Origin of the sequence: Lysinibacillus sp. NPDC092081 (assembly GCF_044755845.1) — a bacterium.
In the GTDB taxonomy this organism is placed as follows: Bacteria; Bacillota; Bacilli; order Bacillales_A; family Planococcaceae; genus Lysinibacillus.
Genome location: NZ_JBIVRU010000006.1, coordinates 149,443 through 176,325, shown reverse-complemented (window position 1 = coordinate 176,325; position 26,883 = coordinate 149,443). Strand labels below are relative to the sequence as shown.

The following is a 26,883-nucleotide window of genomic DNA, read 5'->3' as shown; positions in this document are numbered from 1 at the left end:
AATCAAGTGACTAGCTCGAACTTATTCTGATTTAGCGAAAGTTTTTTTGAACTCAGTTAAAGCTGCTACATAATCAGCATCAGGAGCAAGTTCTTTTGTAGTACGAACGTGATCTAAAACGTTTGTGTGGTTTGTTTCTAACCAGCTTAAGAATTCACCTTCAAAGCGAACGATATCTTGTACTGGAATATCATCTAAGTGACCTTTAGTTAATGCATAAAGGATAGCAACTTGCTTTTCAACTTTAAGTGGTTTGTTTAGGTCTTGTTTAAGAACTTCAACCGTACGTTTACCACGCTCAAGTTTAGCCAGTGTGATTTTATCTAAATCAGAACCGAATTGAGCAAATGATTCAAGTTCACGGAATGCAGCTAAGTCAAGACGTAGTGTACCCGCAACTTTTTTCATCGCTTTAATTTGAGCAGATCCACCTACACGTGATACAGAAAGACCGGCGTTAATCGCTGGACGTACACCTGAGTTGAATAAGTCAGATTGTAAGAAGATTTGTCCATCAGTGATTGAGATTACGTTAGTTGGGATGTATGCAGAGATATCCCCAGCTTGTGTCTCAACGAATGGAAGAGCTGTAATAGAACCATTTTGATATGTTTCATTTAACTTCGCAGCACGTTCAAGTAAGCGGCTGTGTAAGTAGAAAACGTCACCAGGGTATGCTTCACGACCTGGAGGACGGCGTAGAAGAAGTGAAAGTTCACGGTAAGCTGATGCTTGTTTAGAAAGATCATCATACACGATTAATACGTGCTTACCTTGTAACATGAATTCTTCTGCCATAGAAACACCAGCAAATGGTGCTAAGTATAGTAATGGAGCTGGTTGAGATGCAGCAGCAGTTACAACGATTGTATAATCTAATGCACCGTGCTTACGTAACGTTTCAACTACACCACGTACAGTTGATTCTTTTTGACCGATGGCAACATAGATACAAATCATATTTTCACCAGTTTGGTTTAAGATTGTATCGATTGCTACAGATGTTTTACCTACTTGACGGTCACCGATGATTAACTCACGTTGACCACGACCGATTGGTACTAAAGCGTCAATTGCTTTGATACCAGTTTGTAGTGGTTCGTGTACTGATTTACGAGCCATTACACCGAAAGCTGGACTTTCGATTGGACGAGATTTTGTTGTGTTGATTGGACCTTGTCCATCCACTGGTTGACCAAGTGGGTTTACAACACGGCCAATTAGTTCTTCACCAACTGGTACTTCCATGATACGACCTGTACGACGAACTTCATCGCCTTCTTTGATGTCAGCGTATGGACCTAAGATTACGATACCAACGTTACCTTCTTCTAGGTTTTGAGCCATACCCATAACACCGTTAGAGAACTCTAGAAGTTCTCCAGCCATGGCGTTGTCGAGGCCATGAGCAAGAGCGATACCGTCACCAATACGGATAACTGTACCAACTTCGCTTACTTTAAGTTCAGATTCATAATTCTCAATCTGTTGTTTAATCAGACTGCTGATTTCTTCAGCCTTGATGCCCATGTATGTCACCTCTCACATTTCTAAATTATTAACCGATTAATTCACGTTTTAGGCGCTCAAGCTTGTTCGCTACTGAGCTATCATAAATATGATTACCGATTTGAACACGAATACCACCAAGAAGTGATGGATCAATTTCGTTTGTAATGTTTAATGATTGTTTCCCTACAAGTTTCGCAAATGTTGTAGAAATATTAGCGCTTTCTTCAGCAGAAAGTGCACGAGTAGAGAATACTGTTGCATCTGCAGTACCTTGTGCCTGTGCAGCAAGCTCAGCATATGCGTTAGCAATAAGCTTCACTTCGTTTACACGTTTTTTCTCAACAAGTAGTTGAACTGTGTGTACAACCTCTGGAGTTGCACCTGCAAAGATTTCTGCTACCATTTGTTTCTTACGTTCGATAGAGAACTTAGGAGCATTTAAAAGTGTTAAAAAATCAGGAGATTCTTTGACAACCTTTGTTAGCTCGTTTAAGTTTGCTCCAACTTCAGCAAGAATGTTTTTTTGTTGCGCTAATTGAAAAAGCGCTTGTGCGTAACGTTTTGCTACAGTTGAATTACTCATCGAGCTTCCCCTGCCTTCGCAATCGTCTCTTCAATTAGAGCACGGTTGTCTGCCTCAGAAATCTCTTTGCTAAGGACTTTAGATGCTGCAAGTACAGATAATGAAACGACTTCATCACGTACAGCTGCAATAGCTTTTTCTTTTTCAGACTCAATTTCACGTAAAGCCGATTCTTTTAAGCGGTTTGCTTCATTGCGAGCTGCAGTAAGAATTTCTTCTTTTTGCGTTTCGCCTTGCTTCTTAGCGCCTTCAACAATCGATTGTGCTTCCGTACGAGCTTCTTTAAGAAGGCTCTTTTGTTCTTCTAAATATTGGTGAGAATCTTTGCGGGCTTTTTCAGCTGCTTCGATTTCACTAGCTACTAATTCTTCACGTTGTTGCATGATGCCCATAAGTGGACCCCAAGCGAACTTTTTAAGTAATAGCATTAACACTAAGAAGATAACTAATGTTGCGGCGATATCGCCACCATTGAAACCTGGCTCAGCGCTGCCTAGTACAAGATAATCTAAAAACACGATTGTTTCACTCCCTTCAAGAGCTTTAACTTCAACATAATAATTTAATTACTTGAAAAACTACCTATTTTAAAAAGCTATATTTACACATAGCTTTTATCAGTTCCAAAATGAATGGCGAAGTTTCATCTGGAGATTCCTGCTTCGCCACTAGAATTCAGTGTACAACTGAATTATTTGTTCATTACGATGAATGCGATTACTACTGCGATGATTGGTAGGGCTTCAACTAATGCTACCCCGATGAACATTGTAGTTTGAAGAACGCCACGAGCTTCTGGTTGGCGAGCGATACCTTCTACTGTTTTTGAAACGATAAGACCGTTACCGATACCTGCACCAAGTGCACCTAGACCGATTGCGATTGCTGCTGCTAATAAACCCATTTGAAAATTTCCTCCTTGGAATTGTTTGTTTTTTTTGGTTCAAGCATAAGATATATGCTTTATATTAATGGTCATCGCTCACTTTATGAGCCATGTATACCATTGTTAACATTGTGAAGATAAAGGCTTGGATAAAGCCGATGAAAATAGAGAAACCTTGCCATGCCATCATTGGAACAATTGCTCCGATGAATCCAACAGCACCTGATGATGCTAAACCTGCGATTAAGCCAAGTAGAATCTCACCTGCATAAATGTTACCGTAAAGACGAAGACCTAATGTTAAAGTGTTCGCAAATTCTTCAACGATTTTTAGCGGGAACATGAATGACATTGGCTTGAAGAATGTACCAACATAATGGCCTGTACCCTTCATTTTAATACCATAGAAATGTGTTAAGGCTAAAATCATTGCTGCAAGCGTCATTGTAACAGTTGGGTCAGCTGTAGGAGATTTCCACCAAAGTTCGCCGTTATAGGCGATAGAGAATGGAAGACCTAATAAGTTAGATACAGCGATAAACATAATAAGTGTGATACCTAATATGTGGAATCGTCCACCAGTTTTCCAGTCCATGTTGCTTTTTATGATGTTCTTTACGAAATCCATAATCCATTCCATAAAGTTTTGCATGCCAGTAGGTTTTAACTTTAGGCTTCTAGTTGAGATAAATGCGATTAAGAAAACGATTAAGGCCGCAACTAGTAACATCATAACAGTTGAAAGGTTGAACGTTAGCTTGAACAAACCAAAATCAACTACTTTTAATGGAGCTTCATGATTCATTGTTATTTTTCACCTCTCTTTCTAATTTAAAGCACATTAGCGGTTCCTTACATGTGACACAATTCTCTCGACAAAGAGAAAAACGTACGGAATCATTAGCCCTATGACCGTGCTAATTAAGTGAAAATAGTTTGGCAACGAAATGGCTAAAGCGACTGCCGCTACACCTGATGCAAAGCGAAGTGCTGTACCAAGTGAGCCTACTTTCTTCCCTTCACTAATGGATCGATCAAACTTGTCCATACGGCGAACTAAAATCCAAAAATTATACGTACCAAAGAATGCACCGATTGCGATGCCCGCAAAAACCGTCTGATAGGGTGTAAATCCCCAGCCTAATGCACAGAGTGCGAGCAAAAAAAATAACGCTCTCTTCTGCACAGCAATAATGTGATGCAAATCTAGCATTGGTTTATAATCTCCTGAATCATTTTTTCGAGTAAAGAAACGTTTGCTGACCACTATGTGAAATCAGAAAAGAGCAGTGAAAAACACTACTCACAGCGGAATAGTAACGGGAGAGCGTCATTTTGAAATTACAGGTGTAAATCCCAAAAATATCTTACACCCCGAAACGCACAAAACGTTGCAAATCGACAGCTTATTGTTTGAACTGTCAATTTAGTAGAAACTTGATGTAACAAGTGTTTCAACCTCTATTTACGATTTGAAACCCTTATCATTATTACCCTTTGTAAGCATACAATAGGAGATATTTGAAGTCAATTAGTAAAGGAGAAAAACTTCACAGCCACTATACTCTTGTCAAATTGTTGACAAATTTGTGTATGGAAATTCATAGCTTCAAAATCAAAGTTCACGTTTGTGCAAAAAAAAGCTAATTTACGACACATTTATGCTCGCAAATTAGCTCACTCATCACAGTTAGTACATTAGACTCATTTTTCGTTTTCGATAAGGGATATTACTTGCTTTTTTGTAAAAATCCCAAAAGAGCCTTCACAATACGCTCAGAAGCGTGTCCATCACCATAAGGATTTGACGCTTTTGCCATTGCTTCATAGGCATTTGTATCTTCTAGTAATTGCTTAGCTAGAGAATAGATTGTTTCTTCTTCCGTTCCAGCTAGCTTTAGAGTCCCTGCAGCAATACCTTCTGGGCGCTCTGTTGTATCTCTTAGTACTAAAACTGGTTTACCTAATGAAGGGGCTTCTTCTTGGACGCCACCAGAATCAGTTAAAATCATATAAGAATTAGCCGCAAAGTTATGGAAATCGAAGACCTCAAGAGGTTCAATTAAATGTACACGCTTATGATCTCCTAAAATCTCATTCGCTATTTCTCGTACAGCTGGGTTCATATGGACTGGGTAAACAACTTGTACATCCTCATGCTCTGCTAAAATTCTTGTAATTGCTCTAAACATATGTCGCATAGGTTCACCTAAATTTTCACGACGATGTGCTGTTAATAAAATCATACGATCTGAACCTATTTTTTCTAACACAGGATGTGTGTAATGTTCACTTACTGTTGTCGCTAATGCGTCGATAGCTGTGTTACCTGTCACAAAAATAGTTTCAGGGTTTTTATTTTCATCTACAAGGTTTTTCTTTGATACTTCTGTCGGCGCGAAATGAAGGTCAGCCATGACACCTGTTAATTGGCGGTTCATTTCCTCTGGGTATGGTGAATACTTATTCCAAGTTCGAAGACCTGCTTCCACATGTCCAATAGCAATTTGGTTATAAAATGCAGCTAAGCTTGCAATGAAAGTTGTTGCTGTATCGCCATGTACTAAAACAATATCCGGTTTTGCTTCTTTCATGACTTTGTCTAAGCCTTGTAATGCATTAGTCGTCACGTCAATTAATGTTTGACGATCCTTCATAATATTTAAATCGTAGTCTGGTGTAATTTTAAATGTGTCTAAAACTTGATCGAGCATTTGGCGATGTTGGGCTGTTACCGTCACAATCGATTCTATTTGCTCAGGATGCTTTTGTAATTCCAATACAAGTGGAGCCATTTTAATAGCCTCAGGTCTCGTACCGAAAATTGTCATTACTCTCCATTTTTTCGTCAAAATGAATTGCACCGTCCTTTGTTATATTTGTATGAAAAGTGCTTTACTCCCTTGATCTGCATCATATGAAGCAAGTGTCGAACTTCAAGAGAAGTAAATCGCCTTACATACTATGAAACGTCCTTCAATATTGAAGGACGCTCTCAAAAGTTATAAGTTTCCCAAAAATTACATAATCAACTATGCCTCGGCATAGTTGCGTCCGGAATCGGCTTTGTGCTTGCACAAAGAACTCCTTTCCGATTCCGTGACATCCGCCGGAGGCTTTAACTTCTTTCAGCGGGTGTTTGGACACCCTCTGAAAAATAGCTTAAATCCGCATTCATCTCACCACCTTATAGAGGTGGGAGGCTTCTGCTGAAAGAAGCTAAATGAATTCAAAAACTGTTTAGTATTACTTCGTACCGAATAAGCGGTCGCCTGCATCACCTAAACCAGGGACAATGTAGCCATGGTCATTTAATTTTTCATCTAGTGCAGCAATATAAATATCTACATCTGGATGCTGTTCTTGAATTTCTTTTACACCCTCTGGCGCTGCGATTAAGCACATGAATTTAATGCTTTTCGCACCACGTTTTTTCAGTGAGTTGATCGCTTCCACTGCTGATCCACCAGTTGCAAGCATTGGGTCTACAATAATGAAATCACGTTCTTCAACATCTGCAGGAAGTTTTGCATAGTATTCTACAGGTTTTAAAGTTTCTGGGTCACGATAAAGTCCGATATGACCAACTTTTGCAGCTGGAATTAGATTTAATACACCATCTACCATGCCAATACCTGCACGTAAAATCGGTACAATTGCAATTTTCTTACCAGAAAGTACTTTTGTCTTAGCGACTGTAACAGGTGTCTCAATTTCAATTTCCTCTACTGGCATATCACGTGTAATTTCGAATGCCATTAATGTTGCAACTTCGTCTACTAGCTCACGAAATTCTTTTGTTCCTGTATTCTTATCACGAATATAAGTTAACTTATGTTGGATTAGTGGATGATCAAATACGTATACTTTGCTCAAAGGGAATCTCTCCTAACCGTTCGGATTTCATTTTTATCTCACCTAGTATAACAGAAAAAAGGAGTCGTCTCAAAAATAAATTTGGGACAATTCCTTTTCAAGAATGTTTACTACATATAATAGCGATTATTCATCTAGTATTGCATCTAACTGTTCTATTGTCATCGGCTTATAATAGAAGTAACCTTGTCCAACTGTACAGCCAAGTGCGCGTAAAATCTCAACCTGCTCTTTACTTTCAATACCTTCTGCGACTGAAGTCATTCCTAAGTTTAATGCTAATTGAATAATGGATCGGACAATAGCGAGTGTCGCAGCATCATCATTAATAGCATTAATAAAGCTTCGATCTATTTTCAATTCAGTAAACGGCAGTCTTTGTAAATAACTTAGTGATGAGAAGCCTGTTCCAAAATCATCCACAGAGGTTTCAAAGCCGTACCCCTTTAATTCCTGAATAATAGAAAAAGCGGTCTGAAAATCAACTAGGCCAATCGTTTCCGTTACTTCTAAAATGATATATTTCGGATCTATATTGTATTTCTGAACAAGCTCCAATGTATCCTGCACAAAATTAGCATAGTAAAAATGATCAGGCGAAATATTTACAGCTACCTTCACTAATTTTCTCCCTAATCTTTTACGCCCTGCTAACCACGAAAGAACTATCTCTAATATTTGAATATCGATTTCTCGTACCTTCCCCGCACTTTCTGCCACTGGAATAAAGATTGCCGGAGACACGAAACCGAGTTTCGGAGAAATCCAGCGAGCGAGCGCTTCAATACTTTGAATTTCACCTGTCCGTAAATCCACCTTTGGCTGTAAATTCACCGAGATTTCTTTGTTTTTTAATGCTTGTGCCAAATGGTTTAACACTGTCATTTGCTGCTCAAGCACATCATTTCTTTCTTGCGTAAATATTTCCGTATGAGTACCTGGTTTATTGGCTGCAAAGGATACAGCATTATCTGCAAAGCGAATCGCATCAACAATTTTTATCTCATCATTATATAAAGCAATTCCAGTTTTCAGTGTAATATAAATTTGCTTGCCACCTACAATAAAGGGCTGACGAATAATCTCTTTTATACGCCTTTCATAATTTAAGAAGCCTTCATCGGATGTTGCATTCGAAATGATTAAACTAGAGCTTGTAAATCTAGCAATATATTCGTTATGCTCATACTTCTCTTCATTTAGACGTTTGGCAATTTGTCTTAAAAGCTCATCTCCCGCTTCACGACCATATAACTCGACAATTTGAGGGAATTCGCTCGGCTTTAAAATTTTGATATGGCCATTTTGACCGTATTCTTTTTCTACCTTGTTTATAAAACCATGTCGATTAGGCAGCCCCGTTGTGATATCGATATAGGCTAAATCCCGTATCCTTTTTTGTGTTTTTGCATACGAGTATGCCAATGCAACAAGAGCACCGATTTTTCGGAACAAACTTTCAAAAAACTTCTGATCACTACCATGTTGCTCTAAAAATATCGCAAATAATCCAATTGCTTGCTGTTGTTGATTGTATATTGGCATAAACCAACCAGATGGCTTTTTAGATGAATTGGCAAACATTTTATGTTCTATTGGAATATCAATTTCATCCAAGCTCTTAATTAGAATGGATGCCTCTCCTTGCATAACTCTCTTAAAAAATTCATTGTTTTCACAACGCTCCGGTAAACCTTTTGTTTTATCGTTCCCATTAAAAACTCGTAATTGATCTGCCTCCATTTTGACAAGTACCATACTTGATATATTCGGTAAAAAAAATTCATCAAGACTACTGCAAATAATGCTCATCATTTTATCAAAGGAATTGTCCTTTTCAATCGCTTCGTACATAGCTTTCTCAAGGTGCATTAAAAATTCCTCGGTGTGATAGTACGTAACATCCTTCACAAGTACTAGTACAAATAATGTTTCATTTTCATTATTTTGAAATGGGAGTGCTTGTATCTCTGCCCAAAAAGGAGGTTTATCGTAACAATTATGGTGCCATTTTGCTTGTACTATGACTCCGCTATGTATTTTTTGTTTAATCTTTTCAATAGTTGTCTGTTCTTCGTTTCCCATCCATGAAAAATAATCGTTATTTATTATTTTTGAACGTGTAGTATTTGTAAGCGTACAAAAAGAATCATTACATTCTAATACGCAATGATTATTTGTTGCATCAATAATAACGTAGCTTTCTTTAGAGTTATCACCTAACCTACGAATTGTATTTAATAGCATTTCATTTTCTATGAACATTGTTTTAGTAACCATCCAGCCCCTCCTCCCTCTATCACTTTAAATCTCTCTAATATTGTACATAAAAATTCAATAAATTGTCACTTTTATAAAAACTATTCTTTGCAAAGGGACATTATCTGTCTCGCTCTACTATAATATATCCTTTTATACTAAGTTTATGTAAATAAATTCAAAAATAGGAGTATTTTATTTCTATTTTTTAAATTTAGCTCGCGCCAAAAACGGTAGTTGATTTCCACTCCGGATGGGCGCTTTCCTGGGGGCGTCGGGGCAAATTTCAGGACGTGATGCTTTTATTCTCGTTTCTTTACTGCCCTCGCTTCATGATCTCATCAGTGACGCTTATGCCCAGCCTTTACCGCAATCACTTTTAACTAATAAAAAATAAAAAAGCTGTGGTTAAAGTGTTATTTATCACTTTAACCACAGCCTTATCTATTAAACTATGCGTATAATGGATGTTTGTCAGTTAAAGCTTTAACGCGAGCTTTTGCTTCCGTTTTAACTGCTTCATCTTCTGGGTTTTTAAGCACCGCAGCAATAATTAAACCTACTTCTTTCATGTCCTCTTCTTTGAAGCCACGAGATGTCACAGCTGGTGTACCAATGCGGATACCAGAAGTTACGAATGGAGATTCTGTATCGTAAGGAATTGTATTTTTATTTGTTGTAATGCCTACTTCATCAAGTGCGTGCTCTGCCACTTTTCCTGTTAAGCCAAGAGATTTCACATTAAGAAGTAACAAGTGGTTATCCGTACCACCAGATACAATTTCAACATCTTCTGCAATTAATACTTCCGCTAGAGCTTTAGCATTAGCTTTAATTTGTTTTGCATACTCTTTGAATTCTGGTTGTAATGCTTCACCGAATGCTACAGCTTTTGCAGCGATTACGTGCATTAATGGTCCACCTTGGATACCCGGGAATACAGATTTGTTAAGCTTTTGCTCCCATTCTTTCGAAGCTAGGATTAAACCACCACGTGGGCCACGTAATGTTTTATGTGTTGTAGATGTTACAAAATCAGCGTATGGCACTGGTGATTGGTGCTCACCAGTAGCTACAAGACCAGCGATATGTGCCATATCCACCATGAAATATGCTCCTACTTCATCAGCGATTTCACGGAATTTAGCAAAATCGATTTCACGTGGGTATGCAGATGCTCCTGCAACAATTAGTTTTGGCTTATGCTCTAGCGCTTTTTGGCGCACATCTTCATAATCGATTACTTGAGTATCTTTTGTTACGCCATATTCAACGAAGTTATATAGAATACCTGAGAAGTTTACAGGAGATCCATGTGTTAAGTGACCGCCATGAGATAAATTCATCCCAAGTACTGTATCACCTGGTTCTAAAATTGTGTGGTATACAGCCATGTTTGCTTGTGCACCTGAGTGTGGTTGTACGTTTGCATATTCTGCACCAAAGATTTCTTTCACACGGTCACGTGCGATATCTTCCACAACATCTACGTGTTCACAACCGCCATAGTAGCGTTTACCTGGATAACCTTCAGCATATTTATTTGTTAGAACAGAACCTTGTGTTTCCATTACCGCTTCAGATACAAAGTTTTCTGATGCAATTAACTCAATATTTGCTTGTTGGCGTTTTTTTTCCGCAAGAATTCCGTCTAATACTGCTTTGTCTTGTACTGCTAATTTTTCGTATGCCATGTTTGAAAAAGCCTCCTAAGTATAATCGTTATTTGTATACCACTGATTTCAGAGGTAATTTTATTTATATACTGCACGCTCTCCGCCAATCAGCTTCGGACGTGTTGTTGCAATTGTCACAACTGCTTCTCCTACCATTCGCACAGAAGTACGAACTGGAACAGCAACTGCCTTTAAATGCATACCTATGAGTGTTTGACCAATGTCAATACCTGCATTTGCTTGCACAGCTTCCACAACAACTGGATTTGTAAATTGCGTAAACGCATAAGCAGACATCGAGCCACCTGCTGTACGAACTGGTACAACTGCTACTGGTTCATAACCAAATTGTTCTGCCGTTGTTGCTTCCATTGTAATAGCACGATTAATATGCTCACATCCTTGGAACGCTAGATGTAGTTGATGTTTCTTTGCAAATGCCTGCAACGGCTCAAAAATCGCCTCTCCAATTTCCAGCGCACCTGCTGTGCCAATTTTCTGACCAATCACTTCAGATGTCGAGCAACCTACGACAAAAATAGTATTTGGTCGTAGGGTTACCTGCTCTTCAAATTCACTGAGTAACTGAGTCAAATGTGTTCGTATTTGTTGTACAACCACTATGCTCAGCCCCTTTATTTCTAAATTATTTATGTCACACTAAACTAAGGACATATGTCAGCAAACTTAATTGCTTTTCTTATTGCTCAAGCTCAGCGATTTTTTCAATGCGGCGCGTATGACGACCACCTTCAAAATCTGTTTCAAGCCATACTTTAGCTATTTCACGTGCAAGGCCAGGCCCAATAACACGCTCACCCATCGCTAAAACATTTGAATCGTTGTGGCAACGCGTTGCTTTTGCGCTAAATAAATCATGTACTAAAGCACAACGAATCCCCTTAATTTTATTTGCAGCAATGGACATCCCAATGCCTGTACCACAAATTAAAATACCTTTATCAAATTCCCCGCTAGCAACACCTTCAGTAACTGGTTTTGCATAATCAGGATAGTCTACTGAATCCGCAGATTGTGGACCAAAATCTTCGTAGCTAATATGTAGCTCATCTAACAGCTGCATAATCTCACGACGTAAGTTATTGCCTCCGTGATCAGAAGAAATTGCTATTCTCACTGGGTTCCCTCTTTTCGAAATAATAGTCAACACTAGTGTACCATTTCTATCTCAAGAATAACATGATTTTTCTTGCATTTTTATGCTGATTTCTCCTAAAAGACGAACAATTCTTGTAAATACGCATAAAATCATTCACTTTTAAATTCATTTCCCTGTGGATATTGTGAATATCATGTTGATAAATTCGGATAACGGTTATTTATTGTAATATTCTATCTTTTAAAGTTTCTTTACCTTTTCAATTACAGTGGACATACTATATCAATATTTTTTCTATGCATTACCAATAGTTGGCACTATAGAGGGATTCTATGCAAAATGCGAGTGTGGCGTAATGGATGTGAAGCCTTCTTAGTTTGATGTACTATCCGTCGTCGTTACTCTTCTATCCTTCGCTTGGCGGGCTATCCGTCACTTTGCCTCTTCTATCCGTCACTTTCTTCTCTCTATCCGTCGCTTCAGCAGTTCTTTCCGTCGTTGCCGCTCTTCTTTCCGTCGCTCTGCGGCTATCCACCACTTTGCCTCTTCTATCCGTCACTCTGATCGCTCTTTCCGTCACTTCGCCTGCTCTTTCCATCGTTGCTGCTGTTCTTTCCGTCGCTCCCAACTCTTCAGGTACCATATACAAGCCTTAATACACTAAAAAAACTGTAGATAAACTCGATACTTACTCGAGTTTACCTACAGTTTAAAATCATATTTATGCTTGTCTATCAAATTGTTGAATCATTTTATGCAGTTCTTCTGATTGTATCTTTAAGCTTTCTGCTAGTTTTTCTACTTGCTCAATGGCGTATGCTTGTTCTTCTGCTGCACTGCGAACTTCCTGTGCACCTGCTGACGTTTCTTGAGCAATGGCTGCAACTTCTTGAGATTGACGAGCAGTTGTTTCAATATTATGCATTTGCTGTTCAATTAGTGAAGAAATTTCCACAATCGATGTTGCCATTTCGTGTACACTTGAAGACATACCTTCTACCGCTGTCGTAGTTTCTGATACACGTGCAGCTTCTTTTGTCGCAAATGTCACCTGCTGATTCATTTGTTTTACAACAATCTCAACGTTTTGTTGCATGGATTGAACAAGGGAAGTAATGCCTTGTACCGCTTTCGCACTTTCATCAGCTAAACTACGAACTTCTTCAGCTACAACAGCAAAACCTTTTCCATGTTCTCCCGCACGCGCTGCCTCAATCGAAGCATTTAAAGCTAGTAAATTTGTTTGTGCTGCAATATCGCCAACTAAGCTAATGATACGCTCTACCTGTCCAGCGTTTTCCTCTAATAGGCGAATGCTTTCTAATGCCTCATTATTGCCAGCCGCAATTTGTTGAATACTATTCACTAACGTTTCGATCGCATTTGTTGTTGTCGTTAAATTATGTAGAATCTCTTTGGATTGTGATGCAGATGCCTCTGCTCTACTATTGACTTCTGTTGCGAGAGCTCGTACATCTTCAATAGCTTCAGCTGTATCTTGTACTGCTGTAGCAGACGCCTCTGCTCCTGTAGAAATATGTTTTACTGTAGAGGCAATATTCTCTGCTTTTTTTGTTGCAACTGCGGCTTCATCAGATAGTTGAATGATCGATTGATTTGTTTGTTGGAAGTTAAGATCTATACTTTCAACCATCTGTCGTAAATTTAATACCATTTGTTGAAATGCCTCTGCCACAGAACGAATCTCATCACTTGTTTTCGGCATTTCTACATCCTGTCCAATTTTCCCTTGTGCTACACGGGAAGCTGAATTTTCGAGCTGCTGTAAAGGTTTAATTAAGATTACACTGAAAACTGCAGCCAAAATACCTGACCACACAATCCCTGACACATAAGTAAAAATTTCAAACAGTTTACGATTAGTCTCTGGGAAGAAGGTAGGTTGTAAATATTCGATGAAAATAAAACTGATACTGTAAGTGATTAGTGCAAGTATACTGACAAATAATACTAGTTTAAGTCGTAAGCCAAACTGTTTTTTCATAGCGACCCTCTATCCTCTTCAAGTTTTTTTACTAGTCGTTCTACCAATTCCGTTAATTCTGCAAATGTTACTTCATAGATTTCTTTACTACCTCCGTAAGGATCTACAACATTTCCTACGCTACCTTCACTTGTATATTCTTTTAAAGTAAAAACTTTTTGTTCTGCATTTGGATAATGAGCGATAATTGTATCTTTATGAGCTATTGTCATTGTTAAAATTAAATCAGCCCACTCCATTTCAATTATTGATAATTGTGTTGCTAAATGCTGATGCGTCATATTTGCTTCATATAATACTTGTTGTGCATGTGCAGACATCTCCGCATTTGGCATGGCATAAATGCCCGCTGAACGGACCTCTACATTGTTCATTTGTTTATGTTTTAAAATTACCTCAGCCATAGGACTGCGACAAGTATTCCCGGTGCAAACAAATAGTATTTTCATACTTATCACCCTCCATTGATTTCTCTATTGCCGGATAGCTAGTACACTCATGATGATTAAAAAAACACCTGTAATTATTTGGAGTTTATTCCCTAGCAAGACTTGACTTCTACTTGCAATGACTAATGACCCATAAGAACAAATAAGTGCACTAACACCTGCACTTATAATAAATACTGCTTCCTCTAAGTGTAGCATACCAAAAGAAACACTTACTGAAAAGGCGTCTAGGCTTGCAGTCACAGCTAAAAGTATTGGTGAAATAGTAACCTTTTCATCTTTTCGTGAAAATAATAGTAAATGCAAGCCCATGCAAAATAATAAAATACTTGAAATCCATTGTCCCCACTCTAAGAGGAAATGCACTAAAAAGTGTCCTAATTCAAAACCTAATAACGGGAAAAGCATGTGCAAAGCAGCTGTCCATACTGACAAAAAAAATCGATATCTAACATTTGGCATCAATACATATAAACCAATCACATCTATAGACGTTATTATACCTGCAAGAATTCCCTGCAAGAAAGCACTCCTTCACTCTCTAATATTTTATCATTTTATGCTCGAAAATACAGTATTATCATAATCAATTTCCTTACAAAAAGGTGTTAAAAGTCACTCTAACATCGCTTTCCACAACCAAAAATTAACTGCCCGTAAAAGCCCGATTATCTTCAACACAAAAAAATAGCATGCCAGAAGTTACTTCTAACATACTATTTTTATAGGTATTTTATTAACGAGTATACCATTTTCCTCCAGCCGCTTTCTCAAGTCGATTCATAATGGCAGCTCCTACCCCTTCAGTCGATGTAGTAGTCGCTAAGATAATTGTAGCTGCTGTTTTATCGCAAGCTCTTAGGGCATGGTACAATGTCGCACCCATCTCTTCTTTACTACCAGCTTCTCCTACTGAGAAATAAAAATCAGCCTTACTGTCAACAAAGCTAGCTGGTGCAAGTAACGCTACTTTATACCCTTGTTTTTGTAATTGATGTACAGCTTCATGGACTTTCTTCAAGTCACATTCAATTAATAGTACAGGTGCGTTAGGAGCATAGTGTGTATATTTCATACCAGGGGCTTTTGGAGTAGCCTCTAATTTTTGCTCTATTTTTGAAGGTTGAAGTACTCGACCAATCTTAGCCTCTAACATTTCCTTCGTAATTCCACCTGGACGTAAAATTACTGGAGGTTCGTGTGTTACATCTAACACAGTGGATTCGAGTCCAATCCCAGTAGAACCTCCATCTAAAATATAAGGTATGTACCCTCCCAAATCATCTTGAACATGTATTGCTTCTGTAGGACTTGGCTTTCCACTACGATTAGCACTCGGCGCAGCAAGTGGCTTTTTTAATTGTTGTAGTAAGTCGAGCGCAACTGGATGATCTGGCATACGAATGCCTACAGTCGTTAGACCAGCTGTCACACTGTTTGCCAGCACATTTGGTTTTACAGGCATGACAAGTGTCAGTGGACCTGGCCAAAATAAATCCATGCATTTTTTGGCTACTTCTGAAATATGCTCTATATAGAGTTCAACTTCCTCTTTCGTGCCAATGTGAACAATTAGCGGATTGTCTGAAGGACGACCTTTTGCTTCAAATATCTTTTTAACTGCTGTATCATTTGTTGCCACAGCTCCTAGGCCATAAACCGTTTCTGTTGGAAATGCCACGACCTCACCTGCATTTAAGATATCCACAGCCTGTGTATAATTTGTCTGACTATTCACATTACTGTCCACAATCTTGCAAACGGTTTCCATGATTAAAACCTTCCTTCAATTATTCGTTTTCACTGAATTATCCACATAATGTTTATAACTTATTAAAAATTGTGTATAAGTTGTCTGAATTCGTGAACAATTCATTCAAAAAAACCTTTAATCCATTCCCATATAAAAAATGTAACGTGTTCCTTCTCTTCTTTCGGTTCTACTTTTTGTTCTTCTTTATCGGGCTCACAAATTGATGGGAATATGCTACACCACCAGTTATCACCACGTGCATCACCGATTTTCACGACTATCGAATGATATAAATTTTGTGGATAAAGTACAGCGTTCTGTCTCTTTGGTGGGAATAAGTTATCCCCAAGTACAACTTGTGTATGAAGTTGTGGATAATTTTCTTTTATTTCTGCTTCAATTTCTTGTTTTAACAAAAGTATTTGCTCGTTATCCACAGTTTTAGCTCCAGCACTAGCGACTACTTGCTTGAAATACGGCTTTAAATTTTTGACAAGCTGCTCCTTTTCAAGCTGATCCTTTGTCGTGTTGCTATTGGCAATAACGCGTATACGAAAATCATTTTCTTGTTCATGATTGCTAGCTTCTTTCGCAAAACCTACTAATGTCGGAATATATAAAATACATAATTGTAAAGCAATCGCAATTAATACTAATCTTGCAAAAGCTAGTAAAATATTTCGTTTAGGTAATCTAATAATCTTGTATTCGTTTAACATAAAAATCCCTCCTTGCTCAACATTGTTGGCAAGAAGTAGATAGTTTATACATGAATTTCACAAAAAATCATTCGAGGCTTACCATTTATATCTTTTTCTATTGAAATTGTAGCCTGTGGAAAACTATTTTTAAAGAATTGAGCTACCTTCTCCCCTTGTGTATAACCGATTTCAAGACCAATGAGGGCTGGTTTATTCATAAGGGGTGGCAGCTGTTCAGCCAATTTTCTATATAAAATAAGTCCGTCTTCTTCTGCAAAAAGAGCACTATGTGGCTCATGCTCTAGCACGGTATTTGACATCTCTTTCGCTTCATCAAAAGCAATATATGGTGGATTCGATAAAACGATATCAAATTTCTCACCTGACAGAGGTTTCGTTAAATCCCCTAGTCGAAAATCAATATCCCCCGCTAACCGTTGTGCATTTTCTTGTGCTGTAGATAAAGCAGCTTCAGATAAATCAGTGGCTACGACCGTTAGCTCTGGACATTCTAGCTTCATAGAAATAGCCATTGCACCACTACCCGTTCCGATATCTGCAAGCTTCAATTCTTGATCATTAAATATTTTGTTCATGCGATTGATTGTTCCAAGCACTAATTCCTCGGTCTCAGGTCTAGGAATAAGTACTGACTCATCGACAATAAATGAACGGCCATAAAATTCTTCACTACCGACGCAATACTGTACAGGTCGTCCACTTGCATGCTCTTCGATGAGTTCTTTAAATTTTTCTTTTTGTTCAGCTGTTAATACGTCTTGAAGGTGTAGCATTACTTCTGAATAGCTAGTGCCAAGTATATGCTGCATGACAATACGTGCTGCCGTTTCCTCACGACCATTATCCACCAAAAAAGAAGAAGCCCATTGAAGGGCCTCCATTACATTATTATAAGTCATCATTTAATCGCTCTAACTTTGATGCTTGCTCCTCTAAAATGAGCGTATCAATGATTTCGTCTAGTTTACCTTCGACGATTTGATCTAATTTTTGAATCGTTAAACCAATACGATGGTCTGTTACACGGTTTTGTGGATAATTGTATGTGCGAATACGCTCAGAGCGATCGCCTGAACCTACAGCTGATTTACGTGTGGCATCGATTTCCTTTTGTGCTTCTTGCAGATACATATCAGCAACACGAGCACGCAGAATTTTCATTGCCTTTTCACGGTTTTTAATTTGTGATCGTTCATCCTGCATCGATACAACAACACCTGTCGGTAAGTGAATCATACGCACAGCTGACATCGTTGTATTTACCGATTGACCACCGGCACCAGAAGATGCAAATGTATCCACTCGGATATCTTTTTCATGGATTTCAACATCTACTTCTTCAACTTCAGGTAAGCAAGCTACTGTCGCTGTCGATGTATGAATACGCCCTTGAGATTCTGTTGCAGGTACACGTTGTACACGGTGCGCACCATTTTCAAATTTGAATTTTGAATATGCACCTTGACCGTTAATCATAAAAATAACTTCTTTATAGCCGCCCATTGCGTTTGGCGTCGCTTCCATTACGTCAATTTTCCAGCCTTGTGTCTCAGCATAACGAGAGTACATACGGAACAAATCCCCTGCGAAAATATTCGCCTCGTCTCCACCAGCTGCTCCACGAATCTCCATAATAACGTTTTTATTATCATTTGGATCTTTCGGAATTAATAGAATGCGTAAACGTTCTTCCAACTCTTCTTGCTGATCTTTTAGTAAGTTGAATTCTTCTTTCACCATCTCGTGCATATCAGGATCTTTTTCACTATCTAGCATTTCACGTGTATCCGCTAATTGCTCTTTTACACTTTTATATTCACGATAAGCCTCTACAGTTTCTTGGATATCTGATTGCTCTTTAGAATATTCACGTAATTTTTTATTATCATTCACAATATCGGGATCACTTAAAAGCTCTGTTAACCTTTCGTAACGATCCTCCACTGCTTGTAATCGATCGAACATGGATTTCACCTCTATTAAGTTTTTATGAAGTTTGCTCTTTTGTAACTGTAGAGAAACTTTAAATTAGAATTACGCTAAGCGCGTAAGAATATTTTTGAACATTTTTCATTTCCACTACTTAGTATAAGGAAATTTCCGCATGTATGCTACTTTTTCTTCGTTCAATCAACTGAATCAGTTTGCATTATAGAGGCGGATGCGCGTGACACTTTCGACAAACTGGATAGTAGGAATCATTCCCGCCAATTTGAATTTGATCACCTGTATAAACAGGCTTTCCACTTTCATCAACGCGTAAATTCATTGTCGCTTTTTTATGACAGAACCAGCAAATCGTTTTCATTTCCTCAATTTTATCTGCATATGTAAGCATGTACTGACTGCCTTCAAATAGCTCATTTTGGAAATCGTTTTTTAGACCGAAGCCCATGACCGGAATATCTAACTCATCTACGATATATGCTAACTGCAAAACATGCTCTTTTTTTAGAAATTGTACTTCATCAACAAGTACACAGTATGGTTTTACAGCATTGTTTTTTACTAGCTCAAAAATATTTGTATCATCATTAACAGGAATGGCTTGTTGACGTAAGCCTACTCGACTTGAGATAAAGCCTACTTCATCTCGCGTATCTATACCTGGTGTAAACATCATTACGGGTTTTTGTTGTTCTTCATAGTTATGTGCAACTTTTAGAATTTCTATGGATTTACCACTATTCATTGCACCGTGTTTAAAATATAGCTGTGCCATTTTGTCTTCTCCCTTTCTTCATGTCGATCTGGATACTGAAAAGACTCGCATCAACGAATTTCCTTGATATACTGAAAAAAATACCTGCCAAGCACATGCTTGGCAGGTATTAAACTAACATTAGTTTTTAAGACCGTATTTTTTGTTGAAACGATCAACGCGACCATCAGCAGACGCGAATTTTTGACGGCCAGTATAGAATGGGTGACAGTCGTTGCAGAACTCGACAACGATGTTTTCTTTTACTGAACCAGTTTTGAAAGAGTTACCACAAGAGCAAGTTACTGTTGCTTCTTTGTAATCTGGATGAATTCCTTGTTTCATATTCGTTTTCTCCTCTCGCCCTGAACCATCTGGAACAGAGTATTATCGAACTGTACCTTACATAGCCCGAATATGTCGGCTAAATATGTACACGTTGCATACCTTGCAATAGTACCATATGAACTATACATTTGACAATAGTTATTAATATATAACGACGCTTGGTTATTTTATGTAATTTATATTACGGCTTATCACCATAGCGTGAGATTAATTTCCGTTCCGGCTGGGCGCTTTCCTGGGGACGTCAGCCGGAACGGAAATCAACTTACTATATAACTTTTGGTGATGTTATACCAGTATTTAAAAATCATCATCAACTAGTGATAGTCAATGATGATTTTCATGTTTATAGTAGGCCTTTACCTTTAGTAGCTTTTTTCATATCTTCATTTAACTTTTCAAAGAATTCTTCATTTGAATTTGTCGTACGTAATTTTTTCATGAAGCGCTCCGCGAAATCAGGCGCGTCCGAGAATGTTTTACGAATTGCCCACAGCTTTTCAAGTTGCTCAGGCTCAAGCAGAAGCTCTTCCTTACGTGTACCTGAACGGCGGATATCAAGCGCAGGGAAAATACGACGCTCTGCTAATTGGCGATCAAGATGAAGCTCTAAATTACCTGTTCCTTTAAATTCCTCATAAATGACCTCATCCATACGAGATCCAGTATCCACTAAAGCTGTCGCTAAAATTGTTAAGCTACCGCCTTCTTCAATATTACGTGCAGAACCGAAGAATCGTTTTGGTCTATGGAAGGCAGCAGGATCAATACCACCTGAAAGCGTACGACCGCTCGGAGGAATAACTAAGTTATACGCTCGTGCTAAACGTGTAATAGAGTCCATTAAAATAATAACATCACGCTTATGCTCAACTAAGCGGCGTGCACGTTCTAATACTATTTCTGCAACTTTTACATGATTTTCTGGAACCTCATCGAAAGTCGAGCTCACTACATCTGCATTCACAGAACGTTCGATATCAGTTACTTCCTCAGGGCGTTCGTCAATAAGTAAGACAATTAACTCTGCATCAGGATAATTTGTTGTAATAGCATTCGCGATTTCTTTTAATAATGAAGTTTTCCCTGCCTTTGGTGGTGCGACGATCAATCCACGTTGCCCAAAGCCTACAGGTGCCACTAAATCCATAATACGAGTCGATAAATTACGTTGAGTTGTTTCAAGCTTAATTTGTCGGTCAGGATATAAAGGCGTTAATGCAGGAAAATGCACACGTTCCTTTGCTACTTCTGGGTCTTCGCCGTTAACAGCATCCACCTGTAGTAGTCCATAATAGCGTTCGTTTTCTTTAGGTGGACGTACTTTACCAGTTACCTTGTCCCCGTTTCGTAAGTCAAAGCGACGAATTTGAGAAGCAGAAATATAAATATCTTCTTTACTCGGAGAATAGTTAATTGGTCGAAGGAAGCCAAAGCCCTCTTGCGAAACAATTTCTAGTACACCTTCCATAAAGAAATAGCCCTCTTGCTCCGAACGTGTTTTCAAAATAGCAAATATTAATTCTTTTTTCGTTAGCTTGCTATAATATGAAATTTTGTATTGGCGTGCAAGGGCGTAAAGCTCTTTTAACGTCATGTTTTCTAATTGAGCGATTGTCAATGCAGACATATGCACAACTCCAGTCTTTTTCAAAATATAATTGCCATTTTTGGGGTTATTAAAGAAGTTTTTTACGATAGGCTCTGTAATCTATTCGTACCTGTCAGCATTTTCATGTATAAGTCAGAAATGAAGCAGTTTGAATCAAAGCGATAGGTACTTGAAATAACTATGCAAAACAATGAAGCATAATATGGCCTTATAAAACTATGGGATGGTTGAAAATTTAGAAGAAGGTACCTAGCGCAAAAAGATGCACTAGGTATATTTTAGAAGAAATTTTTATTAATAGCTAGGTTTTTTATCAAGAGCGTGACGACCTTCTACAAAACGCACAGTTCCAGATTTAGCTCGCATAACAACTGAATGCGTTAAAGCATAGGCTCCTTTATATTGAACGCCTTTTAAAAGCTCACAATCTGTTACTGCAGTCGCTGCAAAAATAGCATCGTCACCTTTAACTAGATCATCTAAAAAAAGAACTTTATCTACGTCTACACCCATTTTTTTACAACGTTCTAACTGTTCCTCATCTTCTGGCACTAGCTTCGCTTGGAAGTCTCCACCTAAACATTTTAATGCAACAGCTGAAATTACACCCTCTGGTGCACCACCTGTACCAAACATAATATCAATGCCGGTTTCATCAAAAGCAGTATTGATAGCTGCTCCAACGTCACCATCTTGAATAAATTTAATACGTGCCCCAGCTTCTCGGATTTCATCAACAATTGCTTGGTGACGTGGTCGATCTAGAAGTGTAGCTACTACGTCTGAAATATCTTTATTTTTAGCTTTTGCTACCTGTAATAAATTATACGTAACAGAAGCGTTAATATCTACCTTACCTGCTGCTTCTGGACCTACTGCAATTTTCTCCATGTACATATCAGGTGCGTTTAACAGATTACCTTTATCTGCAATAGCAAGAACTGTCATTGCACCATTTGTACCCTTCGCTACAATATTTGTACCTTCTAATGGGTCAACTGCGATATCTACTTGAGGACCTCCATTACGTAGGCCAAGCTCTTCACCAATATAAAGCATTGGTGCTTCATCCATTTCGCCTTCACCAATCACTACTGTAGCATGCATTGGAATTGTATCGAACATCACGCGCATCGCTGTCGTCGCTGCATCATCTGCCTCAATTTTCAAACCGCGACCCATCCATTTCCCGGATGCGATTGCTGCTGCCTCTGTTACTCGTACTACTTCCATCGATAAACTACGTTCCATTGTTTTATTTGCCTCCCGTTATCGGCATATTTCTTCACCGAAACATTCAAATTACCTCTATTGTAACATAGTTAGTTCAAAATATTTAGCTCTCATTATTCCTTTGCCTCTGCTACGCGAGCCATTATTGTTTCACGTCGAATATCAGCGCCTAAATCACGTAATTTCTCAATAAGTGAGCTATAACCACGCTCAATATGATAGATATCATGAATTTCTGTTTCACCTTCAGCTAAAAGGCCTGCTAATACTAATGCGGCACCAGCACGAAGATCTGTAGCTGTTACAGTTGAACCATGTAATTTACTAGGGCCTGTAATCATAGCTGTATTTCCTTCAACGCGTGCATTGGCATTCATACGACGAAGTTCATCAATATGCTTAAATCGAGCTGTATAGATTGTATCTGTTACCTTTGAGGAACCAAATGCTTGAGACATTAACACAGAAAGTGGTTGCTGAATATCCGTCGGGAACCCAGGATACACTAATGTTTTAACATCAACGGCTTGCAATGTGGAGAGGTCCGTTTTTGGCACAAAAATACTTTCTTCACCGATTTCAATTTTTACGCCCATTTCACGAAGCTTTGCAGTAATCGCCTCTAAATGCAATGGAATAACATTATCGATTGTAATGCCTTCACCTAAAGCGGCAGCCATAATCATAAACGTAGCAGCTTCAATACGATCTGGAATAATCGTATGCTCCGTACCATGAAGCTCCTCTACGCCTTCAATACGGATAACACTTGTACCCGCACCTTTAATATTAGCCCCCATGTTAGTGAGAAGAGTCGCTACATCAATAATTTCCGGTTCTTTTGCTGCATTTTCAATAACCGTACGTCCCTTCGCGAGGACAGCAGCTAACATAATATTAATTGTTGCGCCAACACTGGCAACGTCTAAATATATTTTTGCACCAATTAATTCATCAGCACGTAAATAAATTGCTCCATGCTCATTAGTGATTTTCGCCCCTAATGCTTCAAAGCCTTTTATATGTTGGTCAATAGGACGTGGCCCTAAGAAACAGCCTCCTGGTAAACCAATCACAGCTTTTTTAAAGCGACCAAGCATTGCTCCCATTAAGTAATAGGAAGCACGAAGCTTTTTCACATTGCCGTTTGGTAATGGCAACGCAATCATATCTGTCGGATCAATGGTCATTATGCCATCCTCAAATGAAACCTCTCCACCGATTTCCTCTAATAATGCCTTTAACGTCCATGCATCAGAAATTTCTGGTAACCCTCCAATTGTCACTGGAGAGTTCGCCAAAATTGATGCTGGAATTAAGGCGACTGCACTATTTTTTGCACCACTAACTTTTATTGTACCCTGTAGACGATTTTCGCCTGTAATTTTGTAAACATCCATTTTGCGTTCTCCCTCATTGATTGGAAAGTAATTTTTTCTGCAATTGGCTCACTATATAATCTTATTATTCGCCTTTTCTCTTATTCCAATCCGCTAAAAATCCTTCAATTCCTTTTTCCGTTAATGGATGATGGAAAAGTTGCTTTAATACTTTAAAAGGAGTGGTTGCAATATGTGCACCAGCAAGTGCTGCAGCTGTCACATGCTGAGGATGACGAATTGATGCAGCGATAATTTGCGTGTCGATATTATGAATTGTGAAAATATCTGCAATCGTTTCAATTAGTTCTACACCGTTTTGACCCATATCATCTAGACGACCGATAAATGGTGATACATATGTAGCACCCGCACGAGCAGCCATTAATGCTTGGTTTGCACTGAAGATTAATGTTACGTTCGTTTTAATACCTTTGTCGGCAAAGAAGCGACATGCCTCTAAGCCAGCTGGAGTCATAGGCAGTTTAACTGTAATATTTGGGGCAATTGCAGCCAATTCTAAGCCTTCTTTAATCATACCTTCCGCATCTAGTGCAATTACTTCCCCACTCACTGAGCCATCTACAAGCTCTGTGATTTCACGAAGTCGATCATGGAAAGAAACATTCTCTTCTTTAGCAACTAACGATGGGTTTGTTGTAACACCTGATAAAATACCCCATGCGTGTGCTTCTTTAATCTCTTCAAAGTTTGCTGTATCAATGAAAAATTTCATAATATTCCCTCCTGATTACTATTTTGGCTCACTTACCATACTTGAGGTTGAATATTCACATATACGATTAACATATGTCATCCTCAACTTTTGGTGGTGATGAGCCTTATATTTGAATTTTCGCCAAAAATTTTTTATCTCAAAAACAAGAGAAGGTCGATAAAAGCATCAACACTTCTCTTATTATGTGTATTCATCTGTACTTTTGTAACATATAGCTACAAAAATTATGCTTTTTGTGCACTACCAAATTCACGAATTTTCCCAATAACTGTTGTTTTAATCGCTTCACGTGCTGGAGCAAGGAATTTACGAGGATCATAAACAACTTTATCATTATCAAGAACTTCACGGATTACTTTTGTAGCAGCAATTTGATTTTCAGTATTAACATTAATTTTTGCTGTACCTAATGAAATTGAACGTTGAATATCTTTTGTTGGAATACCTGTACCACCATGTAATACTAATGGAAGATCTGCTAAGTTTGAGATTTCTTCCATTTCTTTAAAGCCTAAGTTTGGTTCTCCTTTGTAAGGACCATGTACAGAGCCAAGAGCTGGTGCTAAGCAGTCGATATCTGTTAGCTCAACCATTTTACGGCATTCCTCTGGATCAGCGTACATAATACCACCGATTACGCCATCCTCGTCACCACCTACTGTTCCAAGCTCAGCTTCAACAGAAACACCTTTCGAACGAGCGTACTCAACTACTTTTGAAGTAGTCGCAACATTTTCCTCGAATGGATGATGAGATGCATCAATCATAACGGAAGTAAAGCCTGCATCAATTGCTTCTTTACATTTTTCAAAGCTTGAACCATGGTCAAGATGAATAGCAACAGGTACTGTAGTGCCATAAGACTCCATTAAACCTTTTACCATGTGTACAACGGAAATGAATCCGCCCATATATTTACCTGCGCCTTCAGAAACGCCTAGAATCACTGGAGATTTTTCTTCTTCTGCTGCTTGTAAAATTGCTTGAGTCCACTCAAGGTTGTTGATGTTGAACTGACCAACCGCATAACCTTCTGCTTTTGCTTTAATTAACATCTCTTTCATAGATACTAATGCCATACTAAAAATCCTCCTCTTAGGACTATTCTTTTTACATAGATATGCTATTTAATCATAGCAAAAATAACAGCCCCTGAAAAGCAGGGGCTGTTATTTTCTACACGAAAGCGTAGTGAAACGTAGCGGCAGTGTCAACCGTAGTGTAGTGCAACGGAACGCAGGTTACGCGAAAGCGAAATGAAACGTAGCGACAGCGTCTTGTTTTCTGCACGAAAGCGAAGTGCAACGTAGCGGCAGTGCCAACCGTAGTGTAGTGCAACGGAACGAAGGTTACGCGAAAGCGAAGTGAAACGTAGCGACAGCGTCTTCTTTGCTCCACGAAAACGAAGAGCAAATAGAAAAATTTCTTCTGTACCTAAGCAAAGATCACTCAAAATATATTTTGGAAGCATGTGAATATGAAATGGTAGCAAATTACTACAAATCGTCTAACAACCATGAAAAACAGGCGGTGTTGACCACTGCCTGTTCATCTAAACTTTTAATGTTTTATTAACTTCATCACGTACTTCAAAAATATCAAAAGGCTTAGTAAAATATCGAATTGCTCCTAAATCTAATGCCTCCTGTACAACTTCCAATTCCCCATATGCAGTCATCATGAATACGGGGAGTTGTGGCCACTTCTCTTTTAAGCGTTTTAAAATTTCTATGCCATCCATCCCTGGAATTTTCATGTCTAATAGGACACAATCCATTTCCTCCTCAGCATACTTCAGTGCTTCCATACCATTTGCAGCTAAATATGTAACATAACCTTCCTTTTTCAACACTTCATTTAAAAGCAAACGAATTCCTGGTTGATCATCGACAATTAGTAATCGTTTCACATTTCATTCCGCCCTTTTTGAGTTATTATTCTTGCACAAAACTTCCTATATTATGTATTATTCTCCTTTAACTTCTTAATACCTTCTAGTATTATAAATTATCTAGCTTTTGCTTTATGCT

The 26,883-nt window shown here is 38.4% G+C and carries 28 protein-coding genes; all 28 read right to left on the bottom strand.

Going from position 1 to position 26,883, the window contains the following annotated elements; genetic code table 11:
- Positions 1 to 21: 21 nt before the first annotated feature.
- The 28 genes from atpA to ACIQLB_RS12080 all read right to left on the bottom strand — a co-directional run bounded on the left by atpA (position 22) and on the right by ACIQLB_RS12080 (position 26,762).
- On the bottom strand, positions 22 to 1,530 hold the full coding sequence (atpA, locus tag ACIQLB_RS12215; protein WP_400725763.1) for a F0F1 ATP synthase subunit alpha: 1,509 nt from the start codon (positions 1,528 to 1,530) through the stop codon (positions 22 to 24).
- Positions 1,531 to 1,558: 28 nt separating this feature from the next.
- The gene (locus ACIQLB_RS12210) at positions 1,559 to 2,095 is read right to left on the bottom strand and encodes a F0F1 ATP synthase subunit delta (RefSeq protein ID WP_400725760.1); all 537 of its coding nucleotides are present in this window, start codon (positions 2,093 to 2,095) and stop codon (positions 1,559 to 1,561) included.
- Positions 2,092 to 2,613 carry a F0F1 ATP synthase subunit B gene (atpF, locus tag ACIQLB_RS12205; protein ID WP_400725758.1) on the bottom strand — a complete coding sequence of 174 codons (522 nt, stop codon included), beginning with the start codon at positions 2,611 to 2,613 and terminating at the stop codon, positions 2,092 to 2,094. Before atpF ends, ACIQLB_RS12210 begins: the two co-directional genes overlap by 4 nt.
- 173 nt (positions 2,614 to 2,786) lie before the next feature.
- Entirely contained in the window at positions 2,787 to 2,999 is a 213-nt protein-coding gene (atpE, locus tag ACIQLB_RS12200; protein WP_049668022.1) for a F0F1 ATP synthase subunit C, read from the bottom strand.
- 64 nt (positions 3,000 to 3,063) lie between these two features.
- Positions 3,064 to 3,786, bottom strand: a complete 723-nt coding sequence (gene atpB / locus ACIQLB_RS12195) for a F0F1 ATP synthase subunit A (protein WP_400725754.1) — start codon at positions 3,784 to 3,786, stop codon at positions 3,064 to 3,066.
- Positions 3,787 to 3,822: 36 nt separating this feature from the next.
- Positions 3,823 to 4,194 carry an ATP synthase subunit I gene (locus ACIQLB_RS12190; RefSeq protein WP_053484445.1) on the bottom strand — a complete coding sequence of 124 codons (372 nt, stop codon included), beginning with the start codon at positions 4,192 to 4,194 and terminating at the stop codon, positions 3,823 to 3,825.
- 517 nt (positions 4,195 to 4,711) lie between these two features.
- The gene (gene wecB / locus ACIQLB_RS12185; protein ID WP_400725750.1) at positions 4,712 to 5,833 is read right to left on the bottom strand and encodes a non-hydrolyzing UDP-N-acetylglucosamine 2-epimerase; all 1,122 of its coding nucleotides are present in this window, start codon (positions 5,831 to 5,833) and stop codon (positions 4,712 to 4,714) included.
- 394 nt (positions 5,834 to 6,227) lie between these two features.
- Positions 6,228 to 6,857, bottom strand: coding sequence for a uracil phosphoribosyltransferase (gene upp / locus ACIQLB_RS12180; RefSeq protein ID WP_370044630.1), 630 nt, complete (start codon positions 6,855 to 6,857; stop codon positions 6,228 to 6,230).
- Positions 6,858 to 6,983: 126 nt separating this feature from the next.
- Positions 6,984 to 9,137, bottom strand: a complete 2,154-nt coding sequence (locus tag ACIQLB_RS12175; RefSeq protein ID WP_400725746.1) for an EAL domain-containing protein — start codon at positions 9,135 to 9,137, stop codon at positions 6,984 to 6,986.
- 431 nt (positions 9,138 to 9,568) lie between these two features.
- Positions 9,569 to 10,810, bottom strand: a complete 1,242-nt coding sequence (gene glyA, locus ACIQLB_RS12170; RefSeq protein ID WP_400725743.1) for a serine hydroxymethyltransferase — start codon at positions 10,808 to 10,810, stop codon at positions 9,569 to 9,571.
- Between the two features lie 60 nt (positions 10,811 to 10,870).
- Positions 10,871 to 11,413 (bottom strand): TIGR01440 family protein, encoded by a 543-nt coding sequence (locus ACIQLB_RS12165; RefSeq protein ID WP_400725740.1) that lies wholly within the window; start codon positions 11,411 to 11,413, stop codon positions 10,871 to 10,873.
- A 79-nt stretch (positions 11,414 to 11,492) separates the two neighbouring features.
- Positions 11,493 to 11,930 carry a ribose 5-phosphate isomerase B gene (gene rpiB, locus ACIQLB_RS12160; protein ID WP_400725737.1) on the bottom strand — a complete coding sequence of 146 codons (438 nt, stop codon included), beginning with the start codon at positions 11,928 to 11,930 and terminating at the stop codon, positions 11,493 to 11,495.
- A gap of 388 nt (positions 11,931 to 12,318) precedes the next feature.
- Positions 12,319 to 12,471 (bottom strand): hypothetical protein, encoded by a 153-nt coding sequence (locus ACIQLB_RS12155; RefSeq protein ID WP_400725734.1) that lies wholly within the window; start codon positions 12,469 to 12,471, stop codon positions 12,319 to 12,321.
- Positions 12,472 to 12,633: 162 nt separating this feature from the next.
- Positions 12,634 to 13,917, bottom strand: coding sequence for a methyl-accepting chemotaxis protein (locus ACIQLB_RS12150; protein WP_400725731.1), 1,284 nt, complete (start codon positions 13,915 to 13,917; stop codon positions 12,634 to 12,636).
- The gene (locus tag ACIQLB_RS12145; RefSeq protein WP_400725728.1) at positions 13,914 to 14,366 is read right to left on the bottom strand and encodes a low molecular weight protein arginine phosphatase; all 453 of its coding nucleotides are present in this window, start codon (positions 14,364 to 14,366) and stop codon (positions 13,914 to 13,916) included. The genes ACIQLB_RS12150 and ACIQLB_RS12145 overlap by 4 nt, the downstream gene beginning before the upstream one ends.
- Positions 14,367 to 14,390: 24 nt before the next feature.
- Positions 14,391 to 14,888 carry a manganese efflux pump MntP gene (locus tag ACIQLB_RS12140; protein WP_400725725.1) on the bottom strand — a complete coding sequence of 166 codons (498 nt, stop codon included), beginning with the start codon at positions 14,886 to 14,888 and terminating at the stop codon, positions 14,391 to 14,393.
- Positions 14,889 to 15,102: 214 nt separating this feature from the next.
- Entirely contained in the window at positions 15,103 to 16,137 is a 1,035-nt protein-coding gene (locus ACIQLB_RS12135; RefSeq protein ID WP_400725722.1) for an L-threonylcarbamoyladenylate synthase, read from the bottom strand.
- Positions 16,138 to 16,238: 101 nt separating this feature from the next.
- Entirely contained in the window at positions 16,239 to 16,838 is a 600-nt protein-coding gene (locus ACIQLB_RS12130; protein WP_400725719.1) for a stage II sporulation protein R, read from the bottom strand.
- Between the two features lie 44 nt (positions 16,839 to 16,882).
- Positions 16,883 to 17,743, bottom strand: coding sequence for a peptide chain release factor N(5)-glutamine methyltransferase (gene prmC, locus ACIQLB_RS12125; protein ID WP_400725716.1), 861 nt, complete (start codon positions 17,741 to 17,743; stop codon positions 16,883 to 16,885).
- The gene (prfA, locus tag ACIQLB_RS12120) at positions 17,730 to 18,806 is read right to left on the bottom strand and encodes a peptide chain release factor 1 (RefSeq protein ID WP_400725713.1); all 1,077 of its coding nucleotides are present in this window, start codon (positions 18,804 to 18,806) and stop codon (positions 17,730 to 17,732) included. Before prfA ends, prmC begins: the two co-directional genes overlap by 14 nt.
- A 184-nt stretch (positions 18,807 to 18,990) precedes the next feature.
- Entirely contained in the window at positions 18,991 to 19,563 is a 573-nt protein-coding gene (locus ACIQLB_RS12115; RefSeq protein WP_049668006.1) for a thymidine kinase, read from the bottom strand.
- 120 nt (positions 19,564 to 19,683) lie between these two features.
- On the bottom strand, positions 19,684 to 19,887 hold the full coding sequence (gene rpmE / locus ACIQLB_RS12110; protein WP_049668005.1) for a 50S ribosomal protein L31: 204 nt from the start codon (positions 19,885 to 19,887) through the stop codon (positions 19,684 to 19,686).
- 349 nt (positions 19,888 to 20,236) lie between these two features.
- Entirely contained in the window at positions 20,237 to 21,520 is a 1,284-nt protein-coding gene (rho, locus tag ACIQLB_RS12105) for a transcription termination factor Rho (protein WP_400725708.1), read from the bottom strand.
- Positions 21,521 to 21,796: 276 nt separating this feature from the next.
- A complete protein-coding gene (gene glpX, locus ACIQLB_RS12100) occupies positions 21,797 to 22,753 on the bottom strand; it encodes a class II fructose-bisphosphatase (RefSeq protein WP_400725705.1) in 957 nt (318 codons plus the stop codon).
- 95 nt (positions 22,754 to 22,848) lie between these two features.
- The gene (locus ACIQLB_RS12095) at positions 22,849 to 24,135 is read right to left on the bottom strand and encodes a UDP-N-acetylglucosamine 1-carboxyvinyltransferase (protein WP_400725702.1); all 1,287 of its coding nucleotides are present in this window, start codon (positions 24,133 to 24,135) and stop codon (positions 22,849 to 22,851) included.
- A gap of 64 nt (positions 24,136 to 24,199) precedes the next feature.
- On the bottom strand, positions 24,200 to 24,850 hold the full coding sequence (gene fsa, locus ACIQLB_RS12090; protein ID WP_053484463.1) for a fructose-6-phosphate aldolase: 651 nt from the start codon (positions 24,848 to 24,850) through the stop codon (positions 24,200 to 24,202).
- A 227-nt stretch (positions 24,851 to 25,077) separates the two neighbouring features.
- Positions 25,078 to 25,932 carry a class II fructose-bisphosphate aldolase gene (locus ACIQLB_RS12085; RefSeq protein ID WP_400725698.1) on the bottom strand — a complete coding sequence of 285 codons (855 nt, stop codon included), beginning with the start codon at positions 25,930 to 25,932 and terminating at the stop codon, positions 25,078 to 25,080.
- A gap of 473 nt (positions 25,933 to 26,405) precedes the next feature.
- Positions 26,406 to 26,762 carry a response regulator gene (locus ACIQLB_RS12080; protein ID WP_400725695.1) on the bottom strand — a complete coding sequence of 119 codons (357 nt, stop codon included), beginning with the start codon at positions 26,760 to 26,762 and terminating at the stop codon, positions 26,406 to 26,408.
- Positions 26,763 to 26,883: the final 121 nt, after the last annotated feature.

Bases quoted from the DNA above. Each gene is read 5' to 3' on its own strand.
- ACIQLB_RS12095 (WP_400725702.1), bottom strand. From the start codon at position 24,135: ATGGATGTTTACAAAATTACAGGCGAAAATCGTCTACAGGGTACAATA.
- fsa (WP_053484463.1), bottom strand. From the start codon at position 24,850: ATGAAATTTTTCATTGATACAGCAAACTTTGAAGAGATTAAAGAAGCA.
- ACIQLB_RS12210 (WP_400725760.1), bottom strand. From the start codon at position 2,095: ATGAGTAATTCAACTGTAGCAAAACGTTACGCACAAGCGCTTTTTCAA.
- ACIQLB_RS12115 (WP_049668006.1), bottom strand. From the start codon at position 19,563: ATGGCACAGCTATATTTTAAACACGGTGCAATGAATAGTGGTAAATCC.
- ACIQLB_RS12085 (WP_400725698.1), bottom strand. From the start codon at position 25,932: ATGGCATTAGTATCTATGAAAGAGATGTTAATTAAAGCAAAAGCAGAA.
- atpB (WP_400725754.1), bottom strand. From the start codon at position 3,786: ATGAATCATGAAGCTCCATTAAAAGTAGTTGATTTTGGTTTGTTCAAG.
- ACIQLB_RS12145 (WP_400725728.1), bottom strand. From the start codon at position 14,366: ATGAAAATACTATTTGTTTGCACCGGGAATACTTGTCGCAGTCCTATG.
- prmC (WP_400725716.1), bottom strand. From the start codon at position 17,743: ATGATGACTTATAATAATGTAATGGAGGCCCTTCAATGGGCTTCTTCT.
- atpA (WP_400725763.1), bottom strand. From the start codon at position 1,530: ATGGGCATCAAGGCTGAAGAAATCAGCAGTCTGATTAAACAACAGATT.
- rpmE (WP_049668005.1), bottom strand. From the start codon at position 19,887: ATGAAACAAGGAATTCATCCAGATTACAAAGAAGCAACAGTAACTTGC.
- glpX (WP_400725705.1), bottom strand. From the start codon at position 22,753: ATGGAACGTAGTTTATCGATGGAAGTAGTACGAGTAACAGAGGCAGCA.
- rho (WP_400725708.1), bottom strand. From the start codon at position 21,520: ATGTCTGCATTGACAATCGCTCAATTAGAAAACATGACGTTAAAAGAG.
- prfA (WP_400725713.1), bottom strand. From the start codon at position 18,806: ATGTTCGATCGATTACAAGCAGTGGAGGATCGTTACGAAAGGTTAACA.
- ACIQLB_RS12135 (WP_400725722.1), bottom strand. From the start codon at position 16,137: ATGGAAACCGTTTGCAAGATTGTGGACAGTAATGTGAATAGTCAGACA.
- atpE (WP_049668022.1), bottom strand. From the start codon at position 2,999: ATGGGTTTATTAGCAGCAGCAATCGCAATCGGTCTAGGTGCACTTGGT.
- ACIQLB_RS12175 (WP_400725746.1), bottom strand. From the start codon at position 9,137: ATGGTTACTAAAACAATGTTCATAGAAAATGAAATGCTATTAAATACA.
- ACIQLB_RS12130 (WP_400725719.1), bottom strand. From the start codon at position 16,838: ATGTTAAACGAATACAAGATTATTAGATTACCTAAACGAAATATTTTA.
- ACIQLB_RS12190 (WP_053484445.1), bottom strand. From the start codon at position 4,194: ATGCTAGATTTGCATCACATTATTGCTGTGCAGAAGAGAGCGTTATTT.
- glyA (WP_400725743.1), bottom strand. From the start codon at position 10,810: ATGGCATACGAAAAATTAGCAGTACAAGACAAAGCAGTATTAGACGGA.
- ACIQLB_RS12150 (WP_400725731.1), bottom strand. From the start codon at position 13,917: ATGAAAAAACAGTTTGGCTTACGACTTAAACTAGTATTATTTGTCAGT.